Here is a 20,232-nt window from a genome sequence, read left to right as displayed (position 1 = left end):
TCAATTCCTTAGAATAGTCGTTCAGTTGGTTCCATGCAAGCCGACCCTGCCGGCTCGCCTCATCTCGTCTCAGGCCGCGTCGGCCTCATCCGCCTTGGCATAGGCCGCAAAGACCCGCGCGAGCTGGCCGGCCGGAGCCTGCAGCACGCCCGCCACCTTCGTCGCCGGCGCCTGGATGAGACCCAGGAGCCTGGCGCGGAGCTGATCGAGCGACGGCAGTTCGGCGAGCGCCTTGACGCCGGATGCATCGAGCATCTGCGTCCCAAGCGCGCCGCCGACCAGCACGAACTTCTCGTTGGTCTTGGCGAACTCGACGGCCACCTTCGCCACCGCCACAGGGTCCTGCGACCACGCAATCGCGGTCGGCCCCTTCAGCATCGGCTTCAGCCCGTCGAATCGGGTCCCTTCCAAGGCGAGGTGAGCCAGACGGTTCTTCGCCACCTTGTACTGCGCGCCCGCTTCCCGCATCTTCACGCGCAGTGCCGTGACATCGGCCACGGTCAGACCATCATTGCGGCTGACCACGACCATCGACGTCTCGGCGAACACCGCGGCGAGCTGGTCCACGAATTCACGCTTCTGTGCGCGATCCACGTCGATCTCCACTCGTCAGGCGAAATACGTTTGGACCGTATCCCGCCGGGTTGCCCAGGCAGCCGGGACCATCCCGGCCGCCGTTCGCCTGTCCTCAGACCGGAACCATCGGAACAAAACGCCCCGATCCCCGTCTCCGGCGTGCGGGAGACTTCCCTTCAAGGCTTGCGCCACATGCCGTCTTGGACAGGTCCGGAACCGCCGGCGCGAACCGGCCGATCCCGTCATGGCCGGAGCCGAGGCTCCGGCGCATCTCATCAGGCAGAAAGACTGCCCACATCCACACGCACGCCCGGCCCCATGGTGGAGGAGAGCGCCGCCTTCTGCAGATAGGTGCCCTTGGCGCCCGCCGGCTTGGCCTTCTGGATCGCGTCGACCAGGGCCTTCGCGTTCTCCACCAGCTTCTCGACCTCGAAGCTCGCCTTGCCGATGCCGGCGTGAATGATCCCCGCCTTCTCGGCGCGGAACTCGATCTGGCCCGACTTGGCGGCGGTGATCGCGCCCTTGACGTCCATCGTCACGGTGCCGAGCTTCGGATTCGGCATCAGGCCACGCGGGCCGAGAATCTTGCCGAGACGGCCGACCAGGGCCATCATGTCCGGCGTCGCGATGCAGCGGTCGAATTCGATCGTGCCATTCTGGACCAGCTCGGCGAGGTCCTCGGCGCCGACCACATCCGCACCGGCCGCCTTCGCCTCCTCGGCCTTCGGGCCGCGCGCGAACACGCCGACGCGCAGCGTCTTGCCGGTGCCGTTCGGCAGGCTGAGCAGGCCGCGCACCATCTGGTCGGCATGGCGCGGATCGATGCCGAGGTTGAGCGACAGCTCGACCGTCTCGTCGAACTTTGCCGTGGCGTTGGATTTCACCAGCGCCATCGCCTCCACCACCGGATAGAGCTTCGCCTGATCGACGGTGGATTGCGCTTTCACCAGCCGCTTGTTCTTCGCCATGATCAGCCCTCCACCACCGAAAGGCCCATCGAGCGGGCCGAACCGATCAGCATGCGCACCGCGCCATCGACATCGTTCGCATTCATGTGAACCATCTTGGTCTGCGCGATTTCGCGCAGCTGGCTCATCGTCACCTTGCCGACCGTGGCACCCTTGCCGGTCGCGGTCGAGCCTTTCGGGATACCCGCGGCCTTCTTGAGGAAGTAGGTGTTCGGCGGCGTCTTGGTGATGAAGCTGAAAGTGCGGTCCGCATAGGCGGTGATCACCACCGGGACCGGCATGCCCACTTCCATTCCCTGGGTCGCCGCGTTGAAATCCTTGCAGAACTGCATGATGTTGAGACCGCGCTGACCGAGCGCGGGGCCGACGGGCGGCGACGGATTGGCCTTGCCCGCAGGAATCTGCAGCTTGATATAGCCGACTACTTTTTTCGCCATGAGGCGCGCTCCTGATCCGAAGGCGTGCAGGCGGGCGAACCCGAAACACGCCAATGGACCGCGGTTCCACCGGCCCGGCCACCCGTGGCCGAACCTCCCGCGTTCCGATTGAGCGATGGGCTATACAGCCCCGCGGCCCCGCTGTCGAGTCGCGCGAGACACATCCCGCCTGGACCCTGAGAATACGGCAACAGGGCTGCATCACCGCAACGAACGCCCCATATGGGCGGCGACCCAACAGATGGAGACACGCATGAAGACAAGGAAACTCGGCACGCTTACGGTTTCCGCCCTCGGCCTCGGCTGCATGGGCATGTCCGATTTCTATGCCGGACGCGACGAGGCGGAGGCGCGCGCGACGCTCGAACGCGCGCTGGAACGCGGCATCACCTTCTTCGACTCGGCCGACATGTACGGCTTCGGCGACAATGAGCGCCTGCTGTCCGATTTCGTGAAGGCGAACCGGAGCAGGATCGTCCTCGCCACCAAATTCGGCAACGAATTCAGCGAAGACCGCCAGCGCCTCGGCATCAACGGCCGGCCGGACTATGTGCGCCGCGCCTGCGACGCCTCGCTGCAGCGGCTCGGGATCGACACGATCGACCTTTATTACCAGCACCGCGTCGATCCGAACGTGCCGATCGAGGAGACCGTCGGCGCAATGGCGGAGCTGGTGAAGGCCGGCAAGGTGCGGCATCTCGGCCTGTCCGAGGCGGCGCCGGCCACCATCCGCCGGGCGCACAAGATCCATCCGATCACCGCGCTGCAAACCGAATATTCGCTCTGGTCGCGCGAGCCGGAGGGCGACATCCTCGCCACCGTGCGCGAACTCGGGATCGGCTTCGTGCCCTACTCACCGCTCGGCCGCGGCTTCCTGACCGGCGCGATCCGCACGCCGGACGATCTCGCCGCCGATGACTGGCGCCGCCACGCCCCGCGCTTCCAGGGCGAGAATTTCACGAAGAATCTCGAACTTGTCGGCAAGGTGAAGGCGCTCGCGGCGGAAAAGGGCTGCACGGCGGGCCAACTGGCACTGGCCTGGGTGCTCGCCCAGGGCGAGGATATCGTGCCAATCCCGGGCACCAAGCGCCGGACCTATCTCGACGAGAATATCGGCGCGCTCGACGTGACGCTGACGCCGGAAGACCTCGCCGCGATCGAGCGGATCATGCCTGCCGGCACCGTCGCCGGCACGCGCTATCCGGAAGCGGGGCTGAAGGCGGTCAATCGCTGATCGCCCGCGCCTCCTCCGCTGAAACGCGAATGGCGGGCGGCTTGCGGCGCCCGCCGTTTTTCAGCCGTGAACAGCGGCGCTATTCGCCGAGAACGGCGAAAATCCGCTTGCGGACCTCGATCGGGCCGAGGGCTTCCATCACCGCGTCGATCGGCGGGCTGACCGTGCTGCCGGTCAGCGCCGCGCGCAGCGGCTGGGCGATGGCGCCGAGCTTCTTCTCCTCGCGTTCGGCATAGGCCTTCATCGCCTCGTGCAGCGCCGCCTTCGAGAAATCGGTGTTGTCGAAGTCGAGTAGCAGCGCCGCGAGGTCGTCGCGCGCCGCCTCGGTGAGCAGGGCGGCGGCCTTTTCGGTCATCGGCAGCGGCGCCTCGCGAACGATGAACAGGGCGGATTCCGCCAGTTCGGCGAGGGTGCGGGCGCGCTCCTTCAGCCCCGGCATCAGCATCCCGATGCGGCCGGCCGCCTCGGTGCCCACCGTAAAGCCGTGGTCGCGCGCAAGCCGGGCAACAATATCGGCGGCAAGCCGCTCATCCTCGGCGGCGCGAAGGAAGACGGCGTTGACATGGACAAGCTTGGCATAGTCCATCCGGCTCGCGGCGCGGCCGACGCCATCGAGGTCGAACAGCGCGACCTGCTGGTCGCGGGGCAGGATCTCGGCATCGCCATGGCCCCAGCCGAGGCGGAGCAGGTAGTTGCAGAGCGCCTCGGGCAGATAGCCCTCGTCGCGAAACTGCAGCACCGAGACGGCGCCGTGGCGCTTCGACAGCTTTGCCCCATCGGCGCCGTGGATCAGCGGAATATGGGCGAAATTCGGCCGCGCCCAGCCCATCGCGTCATAGATCTGGGCCTGGCGGAACGTGTTGGTCAGATGGTCGTCGCCACGGATGACATGGGAGATGGCCATGTCGTGATCATCCACCACGACGGCGTGCAGATAGGTCGGCGTGCCGTCTGACCGGAGCAGGATCATGTCGTCGAGTTCGGCGTTCCTCACCCGCACCTCGCCCTGGACGAGGTCATGGATCACGGTCTCGCCCTCGCGCGGGGCGCGCAGGCGGATCACCGGATCGACGCCGGGCGGCGCCTCGGCCGGGTCGCGGTCGCGCCAGCGCCCGTCATAGCGGAACGGCTTCTTGCTCCGCTCGGCCTCGGCGCGCAATTCGGCAAGCTCCTCGCGGCTGCAATAGCAGCGATAGGCCGTGCCGGCCGCAAGCATCTGCTCGACCACCTCGCGATGGCGGGCGTAGCGGGTCGACTGATAGACCGGCGGTTCGTCCGATTTGAGGTCGAGCCAGTCCAGCGCGTCGAGGATCACCTGCGTCGCCTCGGGCGTGCTGCGCTCGCGGTCGGTATCCTCGATGCGGAGCAGGAACTGGCCGCCGTGATGGCGGGCGAAGAGATAGTTGAACAGTGCGGTGCGGGCGCCGCCGATATGGAGCATGCCGGTGGGCGACGGGGCGAAACGGACGCGTATTGTCATGCCGCCGGCGCTATCACGAAACGGCGCGGGGATGAACCCTTACCAGCGGAACCCGCCGATGATGGCGCGCGGGTCGAGCCCGGCGGCAGCGCAATCGGCCCAAGCCTCCTCGGGCGTCGCGACGTGGACGCCTGAGAGCACGAGCACCGAGGCGATGCCGGCGGCCTTCGCGCCGGCGATATCGGTTCGCAGCGAGTCGCCGAACGCGATCGTCCGCGCCGGTTCGGTGCCGAGCAGATCCAGGGTCGGACGATAGACGGCCGGATCGGGCTTGCCGCGCCAGATCACCCGCCCGCCCCAGGCGGCGTAGCGCTGGGCGAGCGCCCCTGCGCAAATGATACGGCGCCCGTCGCGGATCACCTCCAGGTCGGGATTGGCGCAGATCATCGGCAGCCCCGCGCCGAGCGCCTCGCGCAGCAGCGGATCGAAGGCGGCGGGATCGTCGGGCGGCGCGAGATCGTCGGGTCCGGTATTCAGCAGGAAATCCGCCGCATCCGGCCGGTCGGCCTCGGCGAGCCCGAGATCGTCGAACAGGTTGCGGTCACGCGGCGGACCGAGATGAAACAGCCGCTCGCCAAGCCCCGCGAAATCGGGCTCGCTGCGCGAAACCAGGGCGGTGCGCACGGCCTCGCCGCTGGTCATGATCCCGTCGTAAAGCTCGGGGCCGATGCCCATCGCGGCCAAAGCGGCCGCGACCGGCGCGGTGCGGCGCGGCGCGTTGGAGAGAAAAACGACGCGCTTGCCGGCCTCGCGCAGATGGCGCAGGCAGGCGGCAACGCCGGGATAGGGGCGCACCCCGTCATGCACCACGCCCCAGAGATCGACGATGAAGCCATCGCGATCGCGGGCAAGAGTTTCGACGCTCATCGGGGCTTCGCTCACGGCGCGATCTCCGCGAGCCGGTCGGCATCCCGGCCGACAAGTTCTGCCAGCGTCGCCGCGCCATACTGGTCGAGCAGGGCGGACAGTCCGGCGGCGATGCGCGGCAGCACCGACGGCCCCTGATAGACGAAAGCGGTATAGACCTGCACGAGGCTCGCACCGGCGCGGAATTTGGCGAGCGCCTGCTCCGGCGTCGCCACGCCGCCGACGCCGATCAGCAAAAGCCGGTCGCCGGCGAGCAGGCGAACCCGCGCCAGCATGCGCGTCGCCCGGTTGAACAGCGGCGCGCCGGACAGGCCGCCCGCCTCGCCGCGTGCCGCGCCGCGCAGGGCATCGGGCCGGGCGAGCGTGGTGTTGCTGACGATCAGCCCGGCGACACCGCGGCCAATCACCATCTCGACCAGTTCCGGCAGAACCCCTTCATCGAGGTCGGGGGCGAGCTTGACGAAAAGCGGCGGGGCGCCTGGCACGGCGGCACGGATCGCATCGAGGATCGCGGCCAGCCGGTCGGTCGCCTGCAGGTCGCGCAGGCCGGGCGTGTTGGGCGAGGAGACGTTGATGGCGATGTAGTCGGCATGCGGCGCGACCGCATGGACCAGGGCGGGGTAATCGGCCAGCGGGTCCGCCCCTTCCTTGTTGATGCCGAGATTGGCGCCAATGGCCGCCCGCGTGCGGTCGGCGCCGGCGAGGCGGGCGGCGAACCCCTCGATGCCGCCATTGTTGAACCCCATCCGGTTGATCAGCGCCCGATCCTGGGCCAGCCGGAACAGGCGCGGCTTCGGATTGCCCGGTTGCGGCCGCCTCGTCACCGTGCCGGCCTCGATGAATCCGAACCCAAGGCGGGACAGCCCGGCAAGGGCGGCGGCATCCTTGTCGAACCCCGCGGCAAGCCCGATCGGCAGGGTTATCGTTCGTCCGAAGGCGGACATCGCAAGGCGCGGATCGGCCGGAACCTCGCGCCGCCCCGCGAGCCCGAGACGCAACCCGGCCAATGCGATGTCGTGCGCCGTCTCGGGTTCCAGCAGGCGCAGCGCGGCCGCGGCGATATCCGCGACAGGCATTACTTCGCGAAGACCACGATCTCGGGGGTCGAAGAGGCGGGAATCCCGGCAAGCGGCGCGGCGGCGCCGAGCGAGACGTGTTCCGCCGCCACCCCATCGGCCACGATCGCATCCGCAACCTGCGCGGCGCGCGGCGCGAGGCGGGCCATCGCCCGTTCGGCCGCCGCCGGCCCACCCGCGGCCGGCGCGGTGACAACCACCCGGAATTCCGCCTTGGGATTGATTTTCAACGCCGCGTCCACGGCATATTTCACCGAGGGGGACCATGTTTCGACCGCCTCGGGAATCGTCACCAGCGGAAGCCGCCCGTTGAAAGCGGTAAGCGCCGCGACATCCACCAGCGACGGCGCGCCGGCATAGGGGCCCGGCACATGGCGGCCGGGCACCGCGCACCCGGCAAGGATGGCTGGAAGCACGAAAATCATGAGGATCGAGCGACGCATGAACGGCCTTTACTGGAGCTTGCCCGTGGCCTCAATGGCAGGGGAATTAACGAAAGTCTAGATTGCGCGGCGCGATCGCCGAATTGCCGGACCGATCGCCGGCGGGTGTTCTGAACCCGCCGGCGACGCCGGGCAATCCGGCCTTTTCGGGCATCCCTCCGGCGGTCAGCCGCCGGTGGTTTTCTGCGTCTGTTCGCCGAGACCGGCAATGCCGAGGCGCACGGTCTGACCCGGCCGCAGGAAAACCGGCTCCGGCTTGATCCCCATGCCGACGCCGGGCGGCGTGCCGGTGGCGATGATGTCGCCGGGTTCGAGACGGATGAACCGGCTGACATAGGATACCAGCGTCTTCACGCCGAAGATCATCGTCCGCGTGTTGCCGTTCTGCATCCGCTTGCCATCGACCTCGCACCACAGATCGAGCGCCTGCGGGTCCGGCACCTCGTCGCGGGTCACGAGGAACGGACCCGTCGGGCCAAAGCTCGGGCAGCCCTTGCCCTTGTCCCAGGTGCCGCCGCGGCGGATCTGGTATTCGCGCTCGCTGACATCATTGACGATGCAATAGCCGGCGACATGCTCAAGCGCCGCGTCCTCGGCGATGTGCGAGCCGCCCGTGCCGATGATCACGCCGAGTTCGACTTCCCAGTCGGTTTCCTTCGAGCCGGGCGGGATCACGATATCGTCGTTCGGGCCCGAATAGGCGCTGCCGGCCTTGAGGAAGATGATCGGCTCCTCCGGCACCTTGAGCCCGGACTCGGCCGCATGGTCGGCATAGTTGAGGCCGATGCAGATGAAATTCACCGGCCGGGGAACCGGCGCGCCGATCCGCGTGCCGGCGGGCACCAGCGGCAGCGTCGCGGCGTCGAGCGCGGCGAGGCGCGCAAGCCCGGCATCGCCAAGGACGGCGGCGTCGATTTCGGAAACAACACCGGAGAGATCGCGCAGCGCGCCGGATGCATCGACGATTCCTGGACGTTCGGCGCCGGCGGCGCCATGCCTGAACAGTTTCATATATTTAAACTCCCGTTATACTCGTGGTCTGCTTGTAGTCCGCGCGACGCCGCCGGCCAAGAGGATCGACGGGCGCCGCATCATGTTCAGGATAATCGACAGCCCCTGTTGAACTTGCGCTGTTTCCGCCCGACTTGCTCCTGCTGTGCTTAAAATAATAGTCTAGCGAGACCTGCTTCATTCAAGGACCGATCCATGACCCAGCCCGCGCCGCGCTCGAACGAGCCGCTGATCCATCACTGGATGCCGTTCACCGCCAACCGCCAGTTCCATGACGCGCCGCGAATCATCGCCCGCGCCGAGGGTGTGCATTACTGGAACACCGCGGGGGAAAAACTGCTCGATGCGGTCTCCGGCCTTTACACCACGCCGGCCGGGCATGGCCGGCGCGAAATCCGCGATGCGGTGGCGCGGCAGCTTGAAGAACTTGACTACGCGCCGGCCTTCCAGTTCGGCGTCCCCGGCTCGTTCCGTCTGGCCAACGAGCTGGCGCAGATGCTGCCCGCCGGGCTGAACCGGGTCTTCTTCGCCGGCTCGGGGTCGGAAGCGGTCGAATCCGCCCTCAAGGTCGCGATCCAGTATCATCGCGTGCGCGGCCAGGGGCAGCGTCAGCGCTTCGTCGGCCGGGCGCGCGGCTATCATGGGGTCAATTTCGCCGGCTGGTCGGTCGGCGGCATGGTCAAGAACCGCGAGGCATTCGGTCTCGGCCTCCCGGGTGTCGCCCACATGCGCCACACGCATATCCCCGAAAACCGCTTCCAGATGGGCCAGGGCGAGCATGGCGGCGTCGATCTGGCCGACGACCTGCAGCGCATGATCGACCTGCATGGCGCGGACACCATCGCCGCCTGCATCGTCGAGCCGATCGCGGGATCGACGGGCGTTCTGGTGCCGCCGAAGGGCTATCTGGAGCGGCTGCGCGAGATCTGCACCAGGCACGGCATCCTGCTGATCTTCGATGAGGTGATCTGCGGCTTCGGGCGCACCGGCGCGCCCTTCGCGGCGGATGCGTTCGGCGTGGTGCCGGACATGCTGACCATGGCCAAGGCGATCACCAACGGCAACATCCCGATGGCCGCCGTCGCCGTGCGGGAAGACGTCCAGCAGGCGATTCTCGACGCCGCCGGGCCGGACGCGGTGGAGTTCTTCCACGGTTACACCTATTCGGCGCATCCGGTGGCCTGCGCCGCCGCGCTGGCGACGCTGCGGATCTACCGCGAGGACGACCTGTTCGCCCGCGCCGCGGCACTGGCGCCGAAATTCCTCGAACGCATCGCCTCGCTCCGCGACCTGCCGATCGTCACCGACACCCGCGGTTTCGGCCTGCTCGGCGCGGTCGATCTCGCGCCCGAGGGCGGGCCGGGCAAGCGCGGCTTCGCCGTGCTGCGCCGCGCCTTCGAACAGGGTCTGGTGCTGCGGGTCGCCAGCGATACGGCGATCTTCGCCCCGCTCTTCATCACCACCGACGACCAGCTCGACGAGATGTTCGACAAGCTGCGCAAGGTGCTGGCCACGGTCTGACCCGGCGGCCAGCCAGGACACGGAGACAGGATCAGAGATGTACAAGGACGTTTTGCTGCATATCGGCGGGGAATGGACGAAATCCGCCTCGGGCCGCACGCTCGACGTGATCAACCCGGCCACCGAGGAGGTCATCGGCACCGCCGCCCATGCCGGGCGCGCGGATCTCGACGCCGCGATCGAGGCGGCCGAGACCGGCTACGCGACCTGGCGGGCGACGCCGGCATTCCAGCGCGCGGCACTGCTGCGCAAGGCCGCCGAGCTGATCCGCGCGCGGATCCCCGAAATCGCAACGATCATGACGATGGAACAGGGCAAGCCGCTCGCCGAGGCGAAGGGCGAGACCACCGTCGCCGCCGACGTGATCGACTGGTTCGCCGAAGAGGCGAAGCGCACCTATGGCCGGGTGATCCCGGCGCGCGCGGCGGGCGTCTACCAGCTCGTGGTCAAGGAGCCGGTCGGCATCGTCGCCGCCTTCACGCCGTGGAACTTCCCGATCAACCAGGCGGTGCGCAAGGTCTCCGCCGCGCTGGCCGCCGGCTGCGCGGTGATCCTGAAGGGGCCGGAGGAAACGCCGGGCGCCTGCGCCGAGCTGGTGCGCGCCTTCGCCGATGCCGGGCTGCCGCCGGGCGTGCTCAACCTCGTCTACGGCGTGCCGGCGGAGATTTCCGAATACCTGATCCCGCACCGCGCCGTCCGGAAGATCTCCTTCACCGGTTCGACCGCGGTGGGCAAGCACCTCGCCGCCCTTGCCGGGGCGCACATGAAGCGGGCGACGATGGAACTCGGCGGCCACGCGCCGGCGATCGTCTTCGAGGACGCCGATCTCGACGCGGCGGCGAAGATCCTCGCCGCCAACAAGTTCCGCAATGCCGGCCAGGTCTGCGTCGCGCCGACGCGCTTCCTCGTGCAGGAGAGCGTCTATGACGGGTTCATGGAGCGCTTCCTCGGCGCCGTCCGCAAGATCAAGGTCGGCAACGGGCTCGAGGAGGGCACGACGATGGGGCCGCTGGCCAACGAGCGCCGCATCCCGGCGATCGAGGGCTTCATCGCCGACGCCACGAAGCACGGCGCGAAGGTGGCCGAAGGCGGCGAGCGGATCGGCAACAAGGGGTATTTCTTCCAGCCCACCGTGCTGACCGACATTCCCACCACGGCGCGGGTGATGAACGAGGAACCGTTCGGCCCGCTCGCGCTGGTCAACCGGTTCTCGACCTTCGAGGACGCCGTGGCCGAAGCCAACCGGCTGGAATACGGCCTGGCCTCCTATGCCTATTCGCGATCGGCCAAAACGGTGACGGCGCTGGGCGACCGCATCGAGGCCGGGATGATCTCGATCAACCATCACGGCATCGCCCTGCCCGAAACCCCGTTCGGCGGCATGAAGGACAGCGGCTATGGCTGGGAAGGCGGCGCCGAGGCGATCGAGGCCTATCTCGCCACCAAGTTCGTGACCCAGGCGTCATAAGACGCCAGAACAACAGCGTCGTAAGACGCCGAACCCACCGGGGCGCTCAGCCGAGTTTCGGCGTGAGCGCCTCGGCCTCCATCGCGTTGGCGAGTTCGATCAGGCTGGACCGGCCGACCAGCCGCAGCAGCGAGAATTTCCGCTTCGGGCCGAGAAAGACCGGCTTCGCCCGCGCGCCGCAGCGCCCGGCGATCAGGCCGCGCACATCGCCGAATCCGTCAATCAGACCGCGTGCCTTCGCCGCGCTACCCAGCATGTAGGAGCCGTCGAACACCGTGTCGTCGCCTTTCAGGGCAGCGCCGCGGCGCTCGCGCACCCACGCCTTGAACGCCGCGTGAATGTCGTCGAGCAGCGCCTGGTTGAATGCGGCGTCTCCCGGCCGTTCGGGCGAGAACGGGTCGTTGCGCAGCTTGTTGGCGCCGGCGGTGACGATGCGGCGCTCGATGCCGAAGCGGCGGATCAGGTCATGCACGCCGAAGCCGCCGCCGACCACCCCGATCGAGCCGACGATGGACATCGGGTTGGCGAAAATCTCATCGCCCGCGCAGGCGATCCAGTAGCCACCCGAGGCGCCGACATCGCCGATCACGGCAAGCACGCGCACGCCGGTCTCCTCGGCCTTGCGGCGGATATGGCGGCCAAGCAGGTCGGATTGGACCGGCGAGCCGCCGGGGCTTTCGATCGCGAGGATCAGCAGGTTCGTGCCACCCTTGGCGAGGTCGAACCCGCGATCGATGGCCGGCGCGAAACGTTCGAGATTGACGGCCCCCTCGCGCGGCGAAATCAGCCCGGCGAGCCGGATCACCGGCACCCGCGGGCGCGACCACGGCAAGCGGAACGTCATGGCAGCAGAGCCAGGGCGCGCAACTCGCGCCGCAGCGCCGGCGGCAGCGCCTCGATGCCGGAAATGCGGACGCCCTCCGGCAGGTCGGCCGGTGCGTCGTCCGGCGCGAGATAGCGCCAGCCCTGGAAGGGCTTCATCGGCCGCGCCTCGACCCGGACGAGCGTGGGGTCGAGCACCAGGCCGGTACAGGTCGTGCCGTCATCCCAGACATCCTCGATGACGTCGAGCACGAGCTGGCGGACGAGAATGGCGCCGGTAATGACCCAGTAGATCGACCCGCCATCGGCGAGCTCCGCCGCGCGCTTGGGAAAGCTGCGGGTCTGGTGGCGCAGCGGCGGGTCGGCCGCGGCGCGGCGGCGCTGGATCTCGGCCAGATGGCCGGGATCCTTCACGCCGACCGCGAGCTTGACCAGATGGATCAAGCGGCCTGCCGCGCCGCGATCGCCTGCCAGACGCGCTCGGGCGTCGCCGGCATGTCGATCTCGCGGATGCCGTCCGCGGCGAGCGCGTCGATCACCGCGTTGATCAGCGCCGGCGGCGAACCGACCGCGCCGGCCTCGCCCGCGCCCTTCACGCCGAGCGGGTTGGAGGCGCAGGGCACCGAGACGAACTCCACCTCGATATCCGGCAGATCGTCGGCGCGGGGCAGCGCGTAGTCCATCAGGCTGCCGGCGACGAGCTGGCCCGACTCCGGATCATAGGCGGTGTTTTCCAGCAGCGCCTGCCCGAGCCCCTGGGCGACGCCGCCATGCACCTGCCCGCGCACGATCATCGGGTTCACGATGGTGCCGACATCGTCGCACACGAGATAGCGCAGCACCGAGGTAACGCCGGTTTCCGGATCGATCTCGACCTCGGCGATATGGCAGCCGTTCGGGAAGGTGTGCTTCTCGATCTTGGCGATCTCGGCCGTATCGAGCGCGTTGCCCTGCTCGCCGTGCAGATCCGCCGCCAGCGTGACGACATCGATCGCCCGGTCGGTGCCGACGATGCGGAACGCGCCGTCCTGGAACACGATGTCCGCCTCCGCCGCCTCCAGATGATCGGCCGCCGCCTTGCGACCCTTTTCAAGGATCGTCGCGGTGGTCAGCGCAATCGCCTGCCCCTCGGAATAGAGGCTGCGCGCGCCGCCGGTGCCGCCCCCCTGCGGGATCGTATCGGTATCGCCCTGGCGGACGCGGATCTTGTCCGGGTCGATGCCAAGCCGGTCGTTCACCAGCTGCACATAGGCGGTTTCATGACCCTGCCCGGTGGACTGGGTGCCGACATAGACATCGACATACCCATCCTTGGTGAAGCGGATCTCGGCGCGCTCCTCCGGCGCGCCGCCGGTCGCCTCGAGGTAGTAGGCCATGCCGATGCCGCGGCGCTTGCCGGCGGCGGCGGATTTCGCGCGGCGGGCGGGGAAGCCCTTCCAGTCGATCAGTCCGAGCGCATGGTCGAGCACCTTGTGGAAATCGCCCGAATCATAGGTTTGCGCCATCGCGGTGGTGAAGGGCATGGCGCTCGCCGGCACCATGTTGAGGCGGCGCAGCTCGGCGCTGTCGATCCCGAGTTCGCGGGCGGCGGCGTCGATCAGCCGCTCGACGAGATAGTTGCTCTCCGGGCGGCCGGCGCCGCGATAGGCGTCGACCGGCACGGTGTTGGTGAACACGCCGAACACCCGCGCATGGATCGCCTTCATGCCATAGACGCTGGCCAGCACCTTGGTGCCCGCGAGGGTCGGGATGAAAGGGCCGAAATTCGAGAGATAGGCGCCCATGTTCGCCGTGTCGGTCACCCGCATCGCGGTGATCCGGTGATCGGCGTCGAGCGCCAGCTCGCCGAACGTGATGTGATCGCGGCCATGCGTGTCCGACAGGAACGCTTCGCTGCGCTCGGAGGTCCATTTCACCGGGCGGCCCAGCTTGCGGGCGGCGTGGCAGACCATGACATGCTCGGGATAGACGAACAGCTTCATGCCGAACCCGCCGCCGACATCCGGGGTGATGACCCGGAACTTCGCCGGCTCGACCTTGAAGACGGCGCCGGCGAGGCAGTCCTTCAGCAGCCAGCCGCCCTGGGTGTTGGTGGTCAGCGTCCAGCGGCCGGAGGCCGCGTCGAATTCGGCGCGGGCGGCACGGGCCTCCAGCGAGTTGACGACGATGCGGTTGTTGACGATGCGCAGCTTCGTCACATGCGCGGCGGCGGCGAACAGCTCGTCCACCTTCGCGGCGTCGCCCACCGCCCAGTCGAACACGCGGTTGGCCGGCGCGTCGTCATGCACGCGCGGCGCGCTGTCCAACATCGCGCTGGCGAGATCGGTGATCGAGGCCTTCATGTCGTAGCGGACATCGACCAGCTCGGCGGCATCGCGCGCGGCCTGCGCGGTTTCGGCGACGATATAGGCCACCGGCTCGCCGACATGGCGCACCGCGCCCACAGCGAGGGCCGGGCGATCCGCCTGGGCGCGCGGCGTGCCGTCCTGGTTCTTGATCGGCACCATGCAGGGAATCGGCGCGATGCCCTCGGCGGCGAGGTCCGCGCCGGTGACGACGGCAAGAACGCCCGGCACCGCGCGGGCAGCCTCGGTGTCGATCCCGGTGATCGTCGCGGCGGCGTGCGGCGAGCGCAGAACGTGAAGGTGGAGCACCCCCTCGCCCGGAACGTCGTCGGTATATTGGCCATCTCCGCGCAGCAGCCGCGAATCCTCGACGCGCTTGACCGGCTGGGCAAGACCGAATTTCACCATGATCGATTCCTCATCTTCCAGTTGCTGACGGCGGCAGCAGCCCGCCTTCCCTGCGCTCAGGATATGGGGCGGTCGGGAAAATACAATACACCGGCACGGCAAGAGCGGTTTGCCGTCGGCGCGAAACCGACCATATGCAGGCGAGATAGTGAGTTCGGAGACCGGCCTCGGGCCGAAAGGAGCAGACATGCAGATCAACGCCGATCTTCGCCAGCCGGCACTCGTCGCATCGGAGGCGCTCGACTGGATCGCCTCGCCGATGGCCGGCGTCGAGCGCCGGATGCTGGAGCGCGACGGCGGCGAAGTGGCGCGGGCGACCTCGCTGGTGCGCTACGCGCCGGGTTCGGCCTTCAGTCCGCACAGGCATGACGAGGGCGAGGAATTCCTGGTGCTGGACGGCGTGTTCTCGGACGAGACCGGAGACTTCCCGCGCGGCCATTACGTGCGCAATCCGCCTGGCTCGCGGCACACGCCCTCCAGCGCGCCGGGCGCGACCATCCTGGTGAAGCTGCGGCAGATGCCGCCGGAAGAGGCTGCCCCGGTGCGGATTGACACCACCGATCCCGGGCTCTGGCGCGAGCGCGCGGCCGGGTGGTCGGAGGCGCTGCTGTTCTCCGCCCCCTGGGAGCAGGTGGACATGATCCGCCTCGCCGCCGGCATCGAAACGGTGGAACAGGCCTATCCGCGCGGCGTCGAGATTTTCGTGGTCGAGGGGACGATCGCGCGGAATGGCGCCACGCTTGGCGCCGGCACCTGGCTGCGGCTGCCCGCCGGCAGCCGGCTCGCGCTGTCCAGCGCCGACGGGGCGCTGCTCTACCGCAAGAGCGGCCATCTGCCGGCGGCAGCCTGACGCCGATGCACGACCTGATCGTGGTCGGGGCGGGCCTCGCCGGGCTCGCCCTCGCGGCGCGGGCGCAGCAAGAGGGCCAGGAAGTCGCGGTGATCGAGGCGCGTTCGCGAATCGGCGGGCGCAGCCTCGCGCATCGCACCGAATCAGGCTGCTACGATCTCGGCCCGGCCTGGATCTGGCCTTCCATGCAGCCGCGCGTCGCACGGGCCGCCGCCGCCTTCGGTCTGCGGCTGCATCGTCAGGCGGATGACGGCGGTTTCGTGTTTCAGGACACCGACGGCGCGGTCCAGCGCCTGCCCCACGGCTTCGCGCAGGAGCCGCCGAGCATGCGGATCGAGGGCGGAACCACCGCCCTCGCCGAAGGTTTCGCCGCCCGCCTCGCCCCCGGCACGATCCGGCTCGGCACCCGGGTCGAGCATCTGGTGCTGGCAGCGGACGCGGTCAGCGTCGCGGCCGGGGAAACACGGTTGCGGGCGCGGCGCGTGGCGCTGGCGCTGCCGCCGCGGCTGGCGGCGGCGATCGGGTTTGAACCCGCCCTGCCGGCTTCGGCGCTGCGGCAGCTTGAAGCGGTGCCAACCTGGATGGCCGGGCACGCCAAGGCGCTGGCGATCTATGACACGCCGGTCTGGCGCGCTTCCGGCCTGTCCGGCGGGGCCTTCAGCCGCTGCGGACCGCTGGGCGAGATACACGACGCCAGCCTGCCCGGCGCGGCGAGCGAGGCGGCGCTGTTCGGCTTCTTCGCCTGGCCGGCCGCGATGCGGGCAGCGCGCCGGGCGACACTGGAGGATGCCGTGCGCGCCCAGCTCGCGGCGCTGTTCGGTCCGGCGGCAGGGTCGCCGCGCGCGCTGCTGATCCAGGACTGGTCGGCCGATGACCTGACCGCGACACCCGCCGACGCCCCGCCGCTGGCCGGGCACCCGCCCTATGCGCCGCTCGCCATGCCCGCGCCCTGGCACGGCCGCGTCCTGCTCTCAGGGTCGGAGAGCGCGCCGGAATTCGGCGGCTATCTCGAAGGCGCGCTCGCCGCCGCCGAGGCAGCCGCCGCCATGAATGCGCAACATGGCGGCGGCCTTCCCGCGGCGGGCGCGGCGGTCGGGCGTTAGGCCCGGCCGCTGCGCATCCGCCGGAGGCGGAGGATGGTGTCGATGGTGATCGCGGCCAGCAGGATCAGCCCCTCGACGATGAAGCGCACGGACGAGGCAGCACCAAGCAGGTTCATCCCGTTGCTCACACTCGCGATCACCAGCGCGCCGAACAGCGCGCCATAGACGCTGCCGCGCCCGCCGAACAGCGAGGTGCCGCCGATCACCGCCGCGGCGACGGCGTTCAGCATGATGTCGCCATTGCCGACCGAGGCGGAGGCGACGCCGAGGCGGGCGGCATCGAGATAGCCGGCGAGGCCGACGAGGAAGCCGGCGATGATGAAGACCGCGAGCTGGATTCCCTTCACCGAGATGCCCGCGCGCCGCGCCGCCTCGGCATTGCCGCCGACCGCGTAGAGATGCCGGCCGAAGCGGGTGGACTTGGTGACGAAGGCCGAGGCGAACAGCGCGATCAGGAACAGCATCAGCAGGAACGGCACGCCGCGATAGGCGTTCAGCATGAACACCGCGCCGAACAGCATGATGGCGACGCCGACCAGCCGCATCGTCGCGGCGAACCCGCCCTCATGGCCGCTGGCGGCGCGCTTGCGGATGCCGCCGAGCGTGACCGCCGCATACCCGCCGAACAGCAGCAGGCTCAGCACCCACGACCACAGCGGATCGAGATTGAGCGTGCCGATCGCGGTGGTGAAATCATCCGCCAACGGCACCGATCCGCCATGCGGCGTCAGGATCGCGAGCGTCAGCCCCTCGGCGATCATCCCCCCGCCAAGGGTGACGACGAAGCTCGGTACGCCGATCCGCGACACCACCATGCCCTGGAGAAAGCCGATCCCGGTCGCCAGCGCGATCCCGAGCACGATGCCGACGCCGACCGGCAGGTGAAAGAACACCGTCGCCAGCGAGAACACCGAGGCGGCGAGCACCGAGTTCCAGCCGATCGACAGGTCGATCATGCCGAGCAGGATGATATAGATTTCGGCCAGCGCCAGCGTGCCGGTGACGACGATCTGCGCCGCGAGATTGGAAAGGTTGCGCGGGGTGAGGAAGTTGGCGTTCAGCGTCTCGAACACGATCCAGATGACGATCAGCGCCGCGATCACCGGCAGCATGCCGAGATCAGTCGATTGCGCGACTCCGGTCAGCCAGCGCCTGAACGGGGATTTCTGCTCGGATTTCTGCTCCGGATGCTGCACGCTGCTCATGCCATGGCTCCTGCCGTGCCGGTTCCGGGGATTGCGAGAGTGCCGGTGATGGCGCCGACCACCTGCTCCGGCGTCACGTCGCTCTTGCGGGCCTGCATCACCGTGGCGCCGAGGCGCAGCACGGCGATGTTGTCCGCCACCTGGAAGACGTTCTGCATGTTGTGGGTGATGAGAATGACGCCATAGCCCTGCTCGGCGAGGTCGCGCACGAGGCGAAGCACCTCCGCCGTCTGGGCGACGCCGAGGGCCGCGGTCGGTTCGTCCATGATGACGAGCTTGGAATCCCACAGCACCGCGCGGGCGATGGCGACCGCCTGGCGCTGGCCGCCGGAGAGCGAGGCCACCGGCGTATCCAGCGCGGGCAGGTTGATCCGCAGCGTCTTCAGCACCCGCCGCGCTTCAAGCTCCATGTCGACATCGCGCAGGACATGCGGGCCGAGCGCGGTCGGCGAACTGACGAGCTCGCGGCCGAGATAGAGATTGGCGCAGATGCCGAGATTGTCGCAGAGGGCGAGGTCCTGATACACGGTCTGGATGCCCAGCGCCGTTGCCTCGGACGGATGGCGGATCGAGACCGGCCGCCCCTCCAGCAGGATGTCCCCCTCGTCGATCGGCGCGACACCGGCGATCGCCTTGATGGTCGTGGATTTGCCCGCGCCGTTGTCGCCGAGCAGGGCGGTGACCTCGCCGCGGCGAACGGTGAAATTCACGTCGCGCAGGGCGACCACGGCGCCGTAGCGCTTTTGCAGGCCGCGCACCTCCAGCAGGGGTGCTGCGACGGGTTCAGCCGCGATTGCCGCACTCATCTCTCATCCTCCCAGGCAAACGGCGGACGCGCGGGGCGTCCGCCGCGCAGTCAATGATCGCGGATCAGGCGCCGTGGGCCTTGCAGATCTTGCCCTGGGCCGCGGGGCCCACGCAGATCGCCTTCCAGGTCGTATAGCCCGACTTGATCACCGAGCCCGCGATATTCGCCTTGGTAACCACCAGCGGCTTGAGCAGCACCGACGGGACGTCGATCATCTTGTTGTTGACCTTGCCGTTGACGAGGCCGGCCGGCGGCTTCGCGCCGGTCGCCACCGCAACCGCGAGATCGGCCGCCGCCGCCGCTTCTTCGGGGACGTATTTGAACACCGTCATCGACTGCAGACCCTCGAGGATGAAGGTCAGGCCGCCATTGGTCGCATCCTGGCCGGTCACCGGCACCTTGCCGGCAAGGCCAACCGCCTGCAGCGCGCGGATCACGCCCGAGGCCGTGCCGTCATTGGCGGCGAGAACGGCATTGACCTTGTTGTGCAGCCGGGTCAGCGCCTGCTGGCTTTCCTCGAACGCGTTCTGCGGGCTCCAGTCCGGCGTCATCACCGAATAGGCGAGATGCAGCTTGCCCGACTTGAACAGCGGACCGAGCACGTTCATCGCGCCCTTGCGGAAGTCGAACGCGTTCGGATCGGTCGGCGCGCCGTTGATCATCATCACGCTGCCGCCGGCCTTGGTGTGCTTGGCGATATATTCGCCCTGCAACTCGCCGACCTTCGTGTTGTCGAAGGAGACGTAGTAATCGGGCTTCGAATCCTGGATCAGGCGGTCATAGGAAATGACCTTCACATGGTTGCGCGCGGCGTAATTCACCACCGCGGCGCCGGCCTTGCCGTCCACAGGATCGACGACGAGCACGTCCGCCCCGTTCGAAATCGCGGACTCGGCCTGGTTGAGCTGGGTGTCCGGGCTCGAATTGGCGTTGCTGACGATTAGCTTGGCGTTCGGATCGGCCGCATGCGCCATCTTGATGAACCAGGGACGATCGACCTGCTCGTAGCGCGGCGAGGAATTCTCCGGCAGCAGGAAGGCGATCGTGGTCTTCTTGCTGCTGATCTGGTGCACGGACGGCTGGGTAACCGACTGGGCGTGCGCGGCCGTCAGGCCGAAGGCGGCAACCGCCAGCGCGGACGCGGCAATGATCGTCGGGAACGCGATTTTCATGGTGTTTCCTCTTCCAAGATATGATGGATCGAATTCTGGCCCCGGCATGCCGCGAGGTTCCAATTAATTTGACCCTTGTAGTAAATCGGTTGCTATCGTGAAGCCCGAACCATTGTCAAGCGGGAAATGCAGACCTGCCGTGACTGCGGAGCCGGCGAGGCCTATTGCCTCGGTTCGTCAAGCTCGCGCAGGGCGCCCGAGCGCACGCTCTGCATGGCATTGTCGAGGATTCTCAGGATCGCGTCGTCGGGAAGCTCCGCTCCCAGCAGGTTGAGCGCGCCGCCAAGCAGGGCCGAGGCGATGGCGATGGTCGGGATCTCCTTCTCGACCATGTGATGGACGAGCTGGTCGATGATCTGCCCGGCTTCGAGAATCTGCGCCTCGGTGGCTTGTTGGTGCATCGGCTTGTTCCCTTGCGTCATGAAATCGTGATGTCGT

General features: G+C 68.3%; 20 protein-coding genes. 5 read left to right on the top strand and 15 right to left on the bottom strand.

All coding sequences use genetic code 11. The annotated features are described in order from the left end of the window. Nucleotides 1-69 precede the first annotated feature (69 nt). The 3 genes from rplJ to rplK form a co-directional block, all read right to left on the bottom strand. Entirely contained in the window at nucleotides 70-594 is a 525-nt protein-coding gene (gene rplJ / locus ACIDOCELLA78_RS89540) for a 50S ribosomal protein L10 (protein WP_201728829.1), read from the bottom strand. Between the two features lie 257 nt (nucleotides 595-851). Further along, nucleotides 852-1,544: a 50S ribosomal protein L1 gene (gene rplA / locus ACIDOCELLA78_RS89535; RefSeq protein ID WP_201728794.1), complete on the bottom strand. Its 693-nt coding sequence runs from the start codon at nucleotides 1,542-1,544 to the stop codon at nucleotides 852-854. A gap of 2 nt (nucleotides 1,545-1,546) precedes the next feature. Then, nucleotides 1,547-1,981, bottom strand: coding sequence for a 50S ribosomal protein L11 (gene rplK, locus ACIDOCELLA78_RS89530; RefSeq protein ID WP_201728793.1), 435 nt, complete (start codon nucleotides 1,979-1,981; stop codon nucleotides 1,547-1,549). Nucleotides 1,982-2,234: 253 nt separating this feature from the next. On the opposite strand from rplK, the gene ACIDOCELLA78_RS89525 reads away from it, so the two are divergent. Then, on the top strand, nucleotides 2,235-3,215 hold the full coding sequence (locus tag ACIDOCELLA78_RS89525; protein WP_201728792.1) for an aldo/keto reductase: 981 nt from the start codon (nucleotides 2,235-2,237) through the stop codon (nucleotides 3,213-3,215). Nucleotides 3,216-3,294: 79 nt separating this feature from the next. On the opposite strand, the gene gltX is transcribed toward ACIDOCELLA78_RS89525, so the two are convergent. From gltX to ACIDOCELLA78_RS89500, 5 genes are all read right to left on the bottom strand, one after another. Beyond that, on the bottom strand, nucleotides 3,295-4,695 hold the full coding sequence (gltX, locus tag ACIDOCELLA78_RS89520; protein WP_201728791.1) for a glutamate--tRNA ligase: 1,401 nt from the start codon (nucleotides 4,693-4,695) through the stop codon (nucleotides 3,295-3,297). 39 nt (nucleotides 4,696-4,734) lie between these two features. Further along, nucleotides 4,735-5,562 carry a TIGR01459 family HAD-type hydrolase gene (locus ACIDOCELLA78_RS89515; RefSeq protein WP_374223257.1) on the bottom strand — a complete coding sequence of 276 codons (828 nt, stop codon included), beginning with the start codon at nucleotides 5,560-5,562 and terminating at the stop codon, nucleotides 4,735-4,737. Nucleotides 5,563-5,573: 11 nt separating this feature from the next. After that, nucleotides 5,574-6,638: a quinone-dependent dihydroorotate dehydrogenase gene (locus tag ACIDOCELLA78_RS89510; protein ID WP_201728789.1), complete on the bottom strand. Its 1,065-nt coding sequence runs from the start codon at nucleotides 6,636-6,638 to the stop codon at nucleotides 5,574-5,576. After that, nucleotides 6,638-7,081 carry a hypothetical protein gene (locus ACIDOCELLA78_RS89505; protein ID WP_201728788.1) on the bottom strand — a complete coding sequence of 148 codons (444 nt, stop codon included), beginning with the start codon at nucleotides 7,079-7,081 and terminating at the stop codon, nucleotides 6,638-6,640. The genes ACIDOCELLA78_RS89510 and ACIDOCELLA78_RS89505 overlap by 1 nt, the downstream gene beginning before the upstream one ends. A gap of 165 nt (nucleotides 7,082-7,246) precedes the next feature. Continuing rightward, entirely contained in the window at nucleotides 7,247-8,092 is an 846-nt protein-coding gene (locus ACIDOCELLA78_RS89500; RefSeq protein ID WP_201728787.1) for a fumarylacetoacetate hydrolase family protein, read from the bottom strand. Nucleotides 8,093-8,287: 195 nt separating this feature from the next. On the opposite strand from ACIDOCELLA78_RS89500, the gene ACIDOCELLA78_RS89495 reads away from it, so the two are divergent. Further along, nucleotides 8,288-9,613, top strand: a complete 1,326-nt coding sequence (locus ACIDOCELLA78_RS89495) for an aspartate aminotransferase family protein (RefSeq protein WP_201728786.1) — start codon at nucleotides 8,288-8,290, stop codon at nucleotides 9,611-9,613. Between the two features lie 37 nt (nucleotides 9,614-9,650). Then, nucleotides 9,651-11,081: an NAD-dependent succinate-semialdehyde dehydrogenase gene (locus tag ACIDOCELLA78_RS89490; RefSeq protein ID WP_201728785.1), complete on the top strand. Its 1,431-nt coding sequence runs from the start codon at nucleotides 9,651-9,653 to the stop codon at nucleotides 11,079-11,081. 46 nt (nucleotides 11,082-11,127) lie between these two features. Here the strand turns inward: ACIDOCELLA78_RS89490 and ACIDOCELLA78_RS89485 are convergent, their stop codons facing one another. The 3 genes from ACIDOCELLA78_RS89485 to ACIDOCELLA78_RS89475 are packed head-to-tail and all read right to left on the bottom strand — an operon-like array spanning nucleotide 11,128 to nucleotide 14,656. Further along, nucleotides 11,128-11,925 carry a S49 family peptidase gene (locus ACIDOCELLA78_RS89485; RefSeq protein ID WP_201728784.1) on the bottom strand — a complete coding sequence of 266 codons (798 nt, stop codon included), beginning with the start codon at nucleotides 11,923-11,925 and terminating at the stop codon, nucleotides 11,128-11,130. Beyond that, nucleotides 11,922-12,347: a DUF1489 family protein gene (locus ACIDOCELLA78_RS89480; RefSeq protein WP_201728783.1), complete on the bottom strand. Its 426-nt coding sequence runs from the start codon at nucleotides 12,345-12,347 to the stop codon at nucleotides 11,922-11,924. Before ACIDOCELLA78_RS89480 ends, ACIDOCELLA78_RS89485 begins: the two co-directional genes overlap by 4 nt. Continuing rightward, a complete protein-coding gene (locus ACIDOCELLA78_RS89475; RefSeq protein ID WP_201728782.1) occupies nucleotides 12,344-14,656 on the bottom strand; it encodes a xanthine dehydrogenase family protein molybdopterin-binding subunit in 2,313 nt (770 codons plus the stop codon). Before ACIDOCELLA78_RS89475 ends, ACIDOCELLA78_RS89480 begins: the two co-directional genes overlap by 4 nt. Before the next feature lie 187 nt (nucleotides 14,657-14,843). Here ACIDOCELLA78_RS89475 and ACIDOCELLA78_RS89470 point away from each other — a divergent pair, with 187 nt between their 5' ends. Together ACIDOCELLA78_RS89470 and ACIDOCELLA78_RS89465 are read left to right on the top strand one after the other, a co-directional pair. Beyond that, nucleotides 14,844-15,506 carry a cupin domain-containing protein gene (locus tag ACIDOCELLA78_RS89470; RefSeq protein ID WP_201728781.1) on the top strand — a complete coding sequence of 221 codons (663 nt, stop codon included), beginning with the start codon at nucleotides 14,844-14,846 and terminating at the stop codon, nucleotides 15,504-15,506. Between the two features lie 5 nt (nucleotides 15,507-15,511). After that, on the top strand, nucleotides 15,512-16,609 hold the full coding sequence (locus ACIDOCELLA78_RS89465) for an FAD-dependent oxidoreductase (RefSeq protein ID WP_201728780.1): 1,098 nt from the start codon (nucleotides 15,512-15,514) through the stop codon (nucleotides 16,607-16,609). On the opposite strand, the gene ACIDOCELLA78_RS89460 is transcribed toward ACIDOCELLA78_RS89465, so the two are convergent. The 4 genes from ACIDOCELLA78_RS89460 to ACIDOCELLA78_RS89445 form a co-directional block, all read right to left on the bottom strand. Then, the gene (locus ACIDOCELLA78_RS89460) at nucleotides 16,606-17,814 is read right to left on the bottom strand and encodes a sugar ABC transporter permease (RefSeq protein ID WP_201728779.1); all 1,209 of its coding nucleotides are present in this window, start codon (nucleotides 17,812-17,814) and stop codon (nucleotides 16,606-16,608) included. The genes ACIDOCELLA78_RS89465 and ACIDOCELLA78_RS89460 overlap by 4 nt on opposite strands. Then, nucleotides 17,811-18,620, bottom strand: coding sequence for an ATP-binding cassette domain-containing protein (locus ACIDOCELLA78_RS89455; RefSeq protein ID WP_201728778.1), 810 nt, complete (start codon nucleotides 18,618-18,620; stop codon nucleotides 17,811-17,813). Before ACIDOCELLA78_RS89455 ends, ACIDOCELLA78_RS89460 begins: the two co-directional genes overlap by 4 nt. A 64-nt stretch (nucleotides 18,621-18,684) precedes the next feature. Beyond that, entirely contained in the window at nucleotides 18,685-19,794 is a 1,110-nt protein-coding gene (locus tag ACIDOCELLA78_RS89450; RefSeq protein WP_201728777.1) for a sugar ABC transporter substrate-binding protein, read from the bottom strand. 161 nt (nucleotides 19,795-19,955) lie between these two features. Continuing rightward, nucleotides 19,956-20,195 carry a hypothetical protein gene (locus ACIDOCELLA78_RS89445; RefSeq protein ID WP_201728776.1) on the bottom strand — a complete coding sequence of 80 codons (240 nt, stop codon included), beginning with the start codon at nucleotides 20,193-20,195 and terminating at the stop codon, nucleotides 19,956-19,958. Nucleotides 20,196-20,232: the final 37 nt, after the last annotated feature.

It is taken from the genome of Acidocella sp. C78, assembly GCF_907164655.1.
The sequence above is the reverse complement of the archived record's forward strand: the minus strand, read 5'-3'. Positions and strand labels throughout refer to the sequence as shown.

What these genes read in the sequence shown, in the direction of transcription:
- rplA (WP_201728794.1), bottom strand. Translation starts at nt 1,544, where the DNA reads ATGGCGAAGAACAAGCGGCTGGTGAAAGCGCAATCCACCGTCGATCAG.
- rplK (WP_201728793.1), bottom strand. Translation starts at nt 1,981, where the DNA reads ATGGCGAAAAAAGTAGTCGGCTATATCAAGCTGCAGATTCCTGCGGGC.
- ACIDOCELLA78_RS89525 (WP_201728792.1), top strand. Translation starts at nt 2,235, where the DNA reads ATGAAGACAAGGAAACTCGGCACGCTTACGGTTTCCGCCCTCGGCCTC.
- gltX (WP_201728791.1), bottom strand. Translation starts at nt 4,695, where the DNA reads ATGACAATACGCGTCCGTTTCGCCCCGTCGCCCACCGGCATGCTCCAT.
- ACIDOCELLA78_RS89515 (WP_374223257.1), bottom strand. Translation starts at nt 5,562, where the DNA reads ATGAGCGTCGAAACTCTTGCCCGCGATCGCGATGGCTTCATCGTCGAT.
- ACIDOCELLA78_RS89510 (WP_201728789.1), bottom strand. Translation starts at nt 6,638, where the DNA reads ATGCCTGTCGCGGATATCGCCGCGGCCGCGCTGCGCCTGCTGGAACCC.
- ACIDOCELLA78_RS89505 (WP_201728788.1), bottom strand. Translation starts at nt 7,081, where the DNA reads ATGCGTCGCTCGATCCTCATGATTTTCGTGCTTCCAGCCATCCTTGCC.
- ACIDOCELLA78_RS89500 (WP_201728787.1), bottom strand. Translation starts at nt 8,092, where the DNA reads ATGAAACTGTTCAGGCATGGCGCCGCCGGCGCCGAACGTCCAGGAATC.
- ACIDOCELLA78_RS89495 (WP_201728786.1), top strand. Translation starts at nt 8,288, where the DNA reads ATGACCCAGCCCGCGCCGCGCTCGAACGAGCCGCTGATCCATCACTGG.
- ACIDOCELLA78_RS89490 (WP_201728785.1), top strand. Translation starts at nt 9,651, where the DNA reads ATGTACAAGGACGTTTTGCTGCATATCGGCGGGGAATGGACGAAATCC.
- ACIDOCELLA78_RS89485 (WP_201728784.1), bottom strand. Translation starts at nt 11,925, where the DNA reads ATGACGTTCCGCTTGCCGTGGTCGCGCCCGCGGGTGCCGGTGATCCGG.
- ACIDOCELLA78_RS89475 (WP_201728782.1), bottom strand. Translation starts at nt 14,656, where the DNA reads ATGGTGAAATTCGGTCTTGCCCAGCCGGTCAAGCGCGTCGAGGATTCG.
- ACIDOCELLA78_RS89470 (WP_201728781.1), top strand. Translation starts at nt 14,844, where the DNA reads ATGCAGATCAACGCCGATCTTCGCCAGCCGGCACTCGTCGCATCGGAG.
- ACIDOCELLA78_RS89465 (WP_201728780.1), top strand. Translation starts at nt 15,512, where the DNA reads ATGCACGACCTGATCGTGGTCGGGGCGGGCCTCGCCGGGCTCGCCCTC.
- ACIDOCELLA78_RS89460 (WP_201728779.1), bottom strand. Translation starts at nt 17,814, where the DNA reads ATGAGCAGCGTGCAGCATCCGGAGCAGAAATCCGAGCAGAAATCCCCG.
- ACIDOCELLA78_RS89455 (WP_201728778.1), bottom strand. Translation starts at nt 18,620, where the DNA reads ATGAGTGCGGCAATCGCGGCTGAACCCGTCGCAGCACCCCTGCTGGAG.
- ACIDOCELLA78_RS89450 (WP_201728777.1), bottom strand. Translation starts at nt 19,794, where the DNA reads ATGAAAATCGCGTTCCCGACGATCATTGCCGCGTCCGCGCTGGCGGTT.
- ACIDOCELLA78_RS89445 (WP_201728776.1), bottom strand. Translation starts at nt 20,195, where the DNA reads ATGCACCAACAAGCCACCGAGGCGCAGATTCTCGAAGCCGGGCAGATC.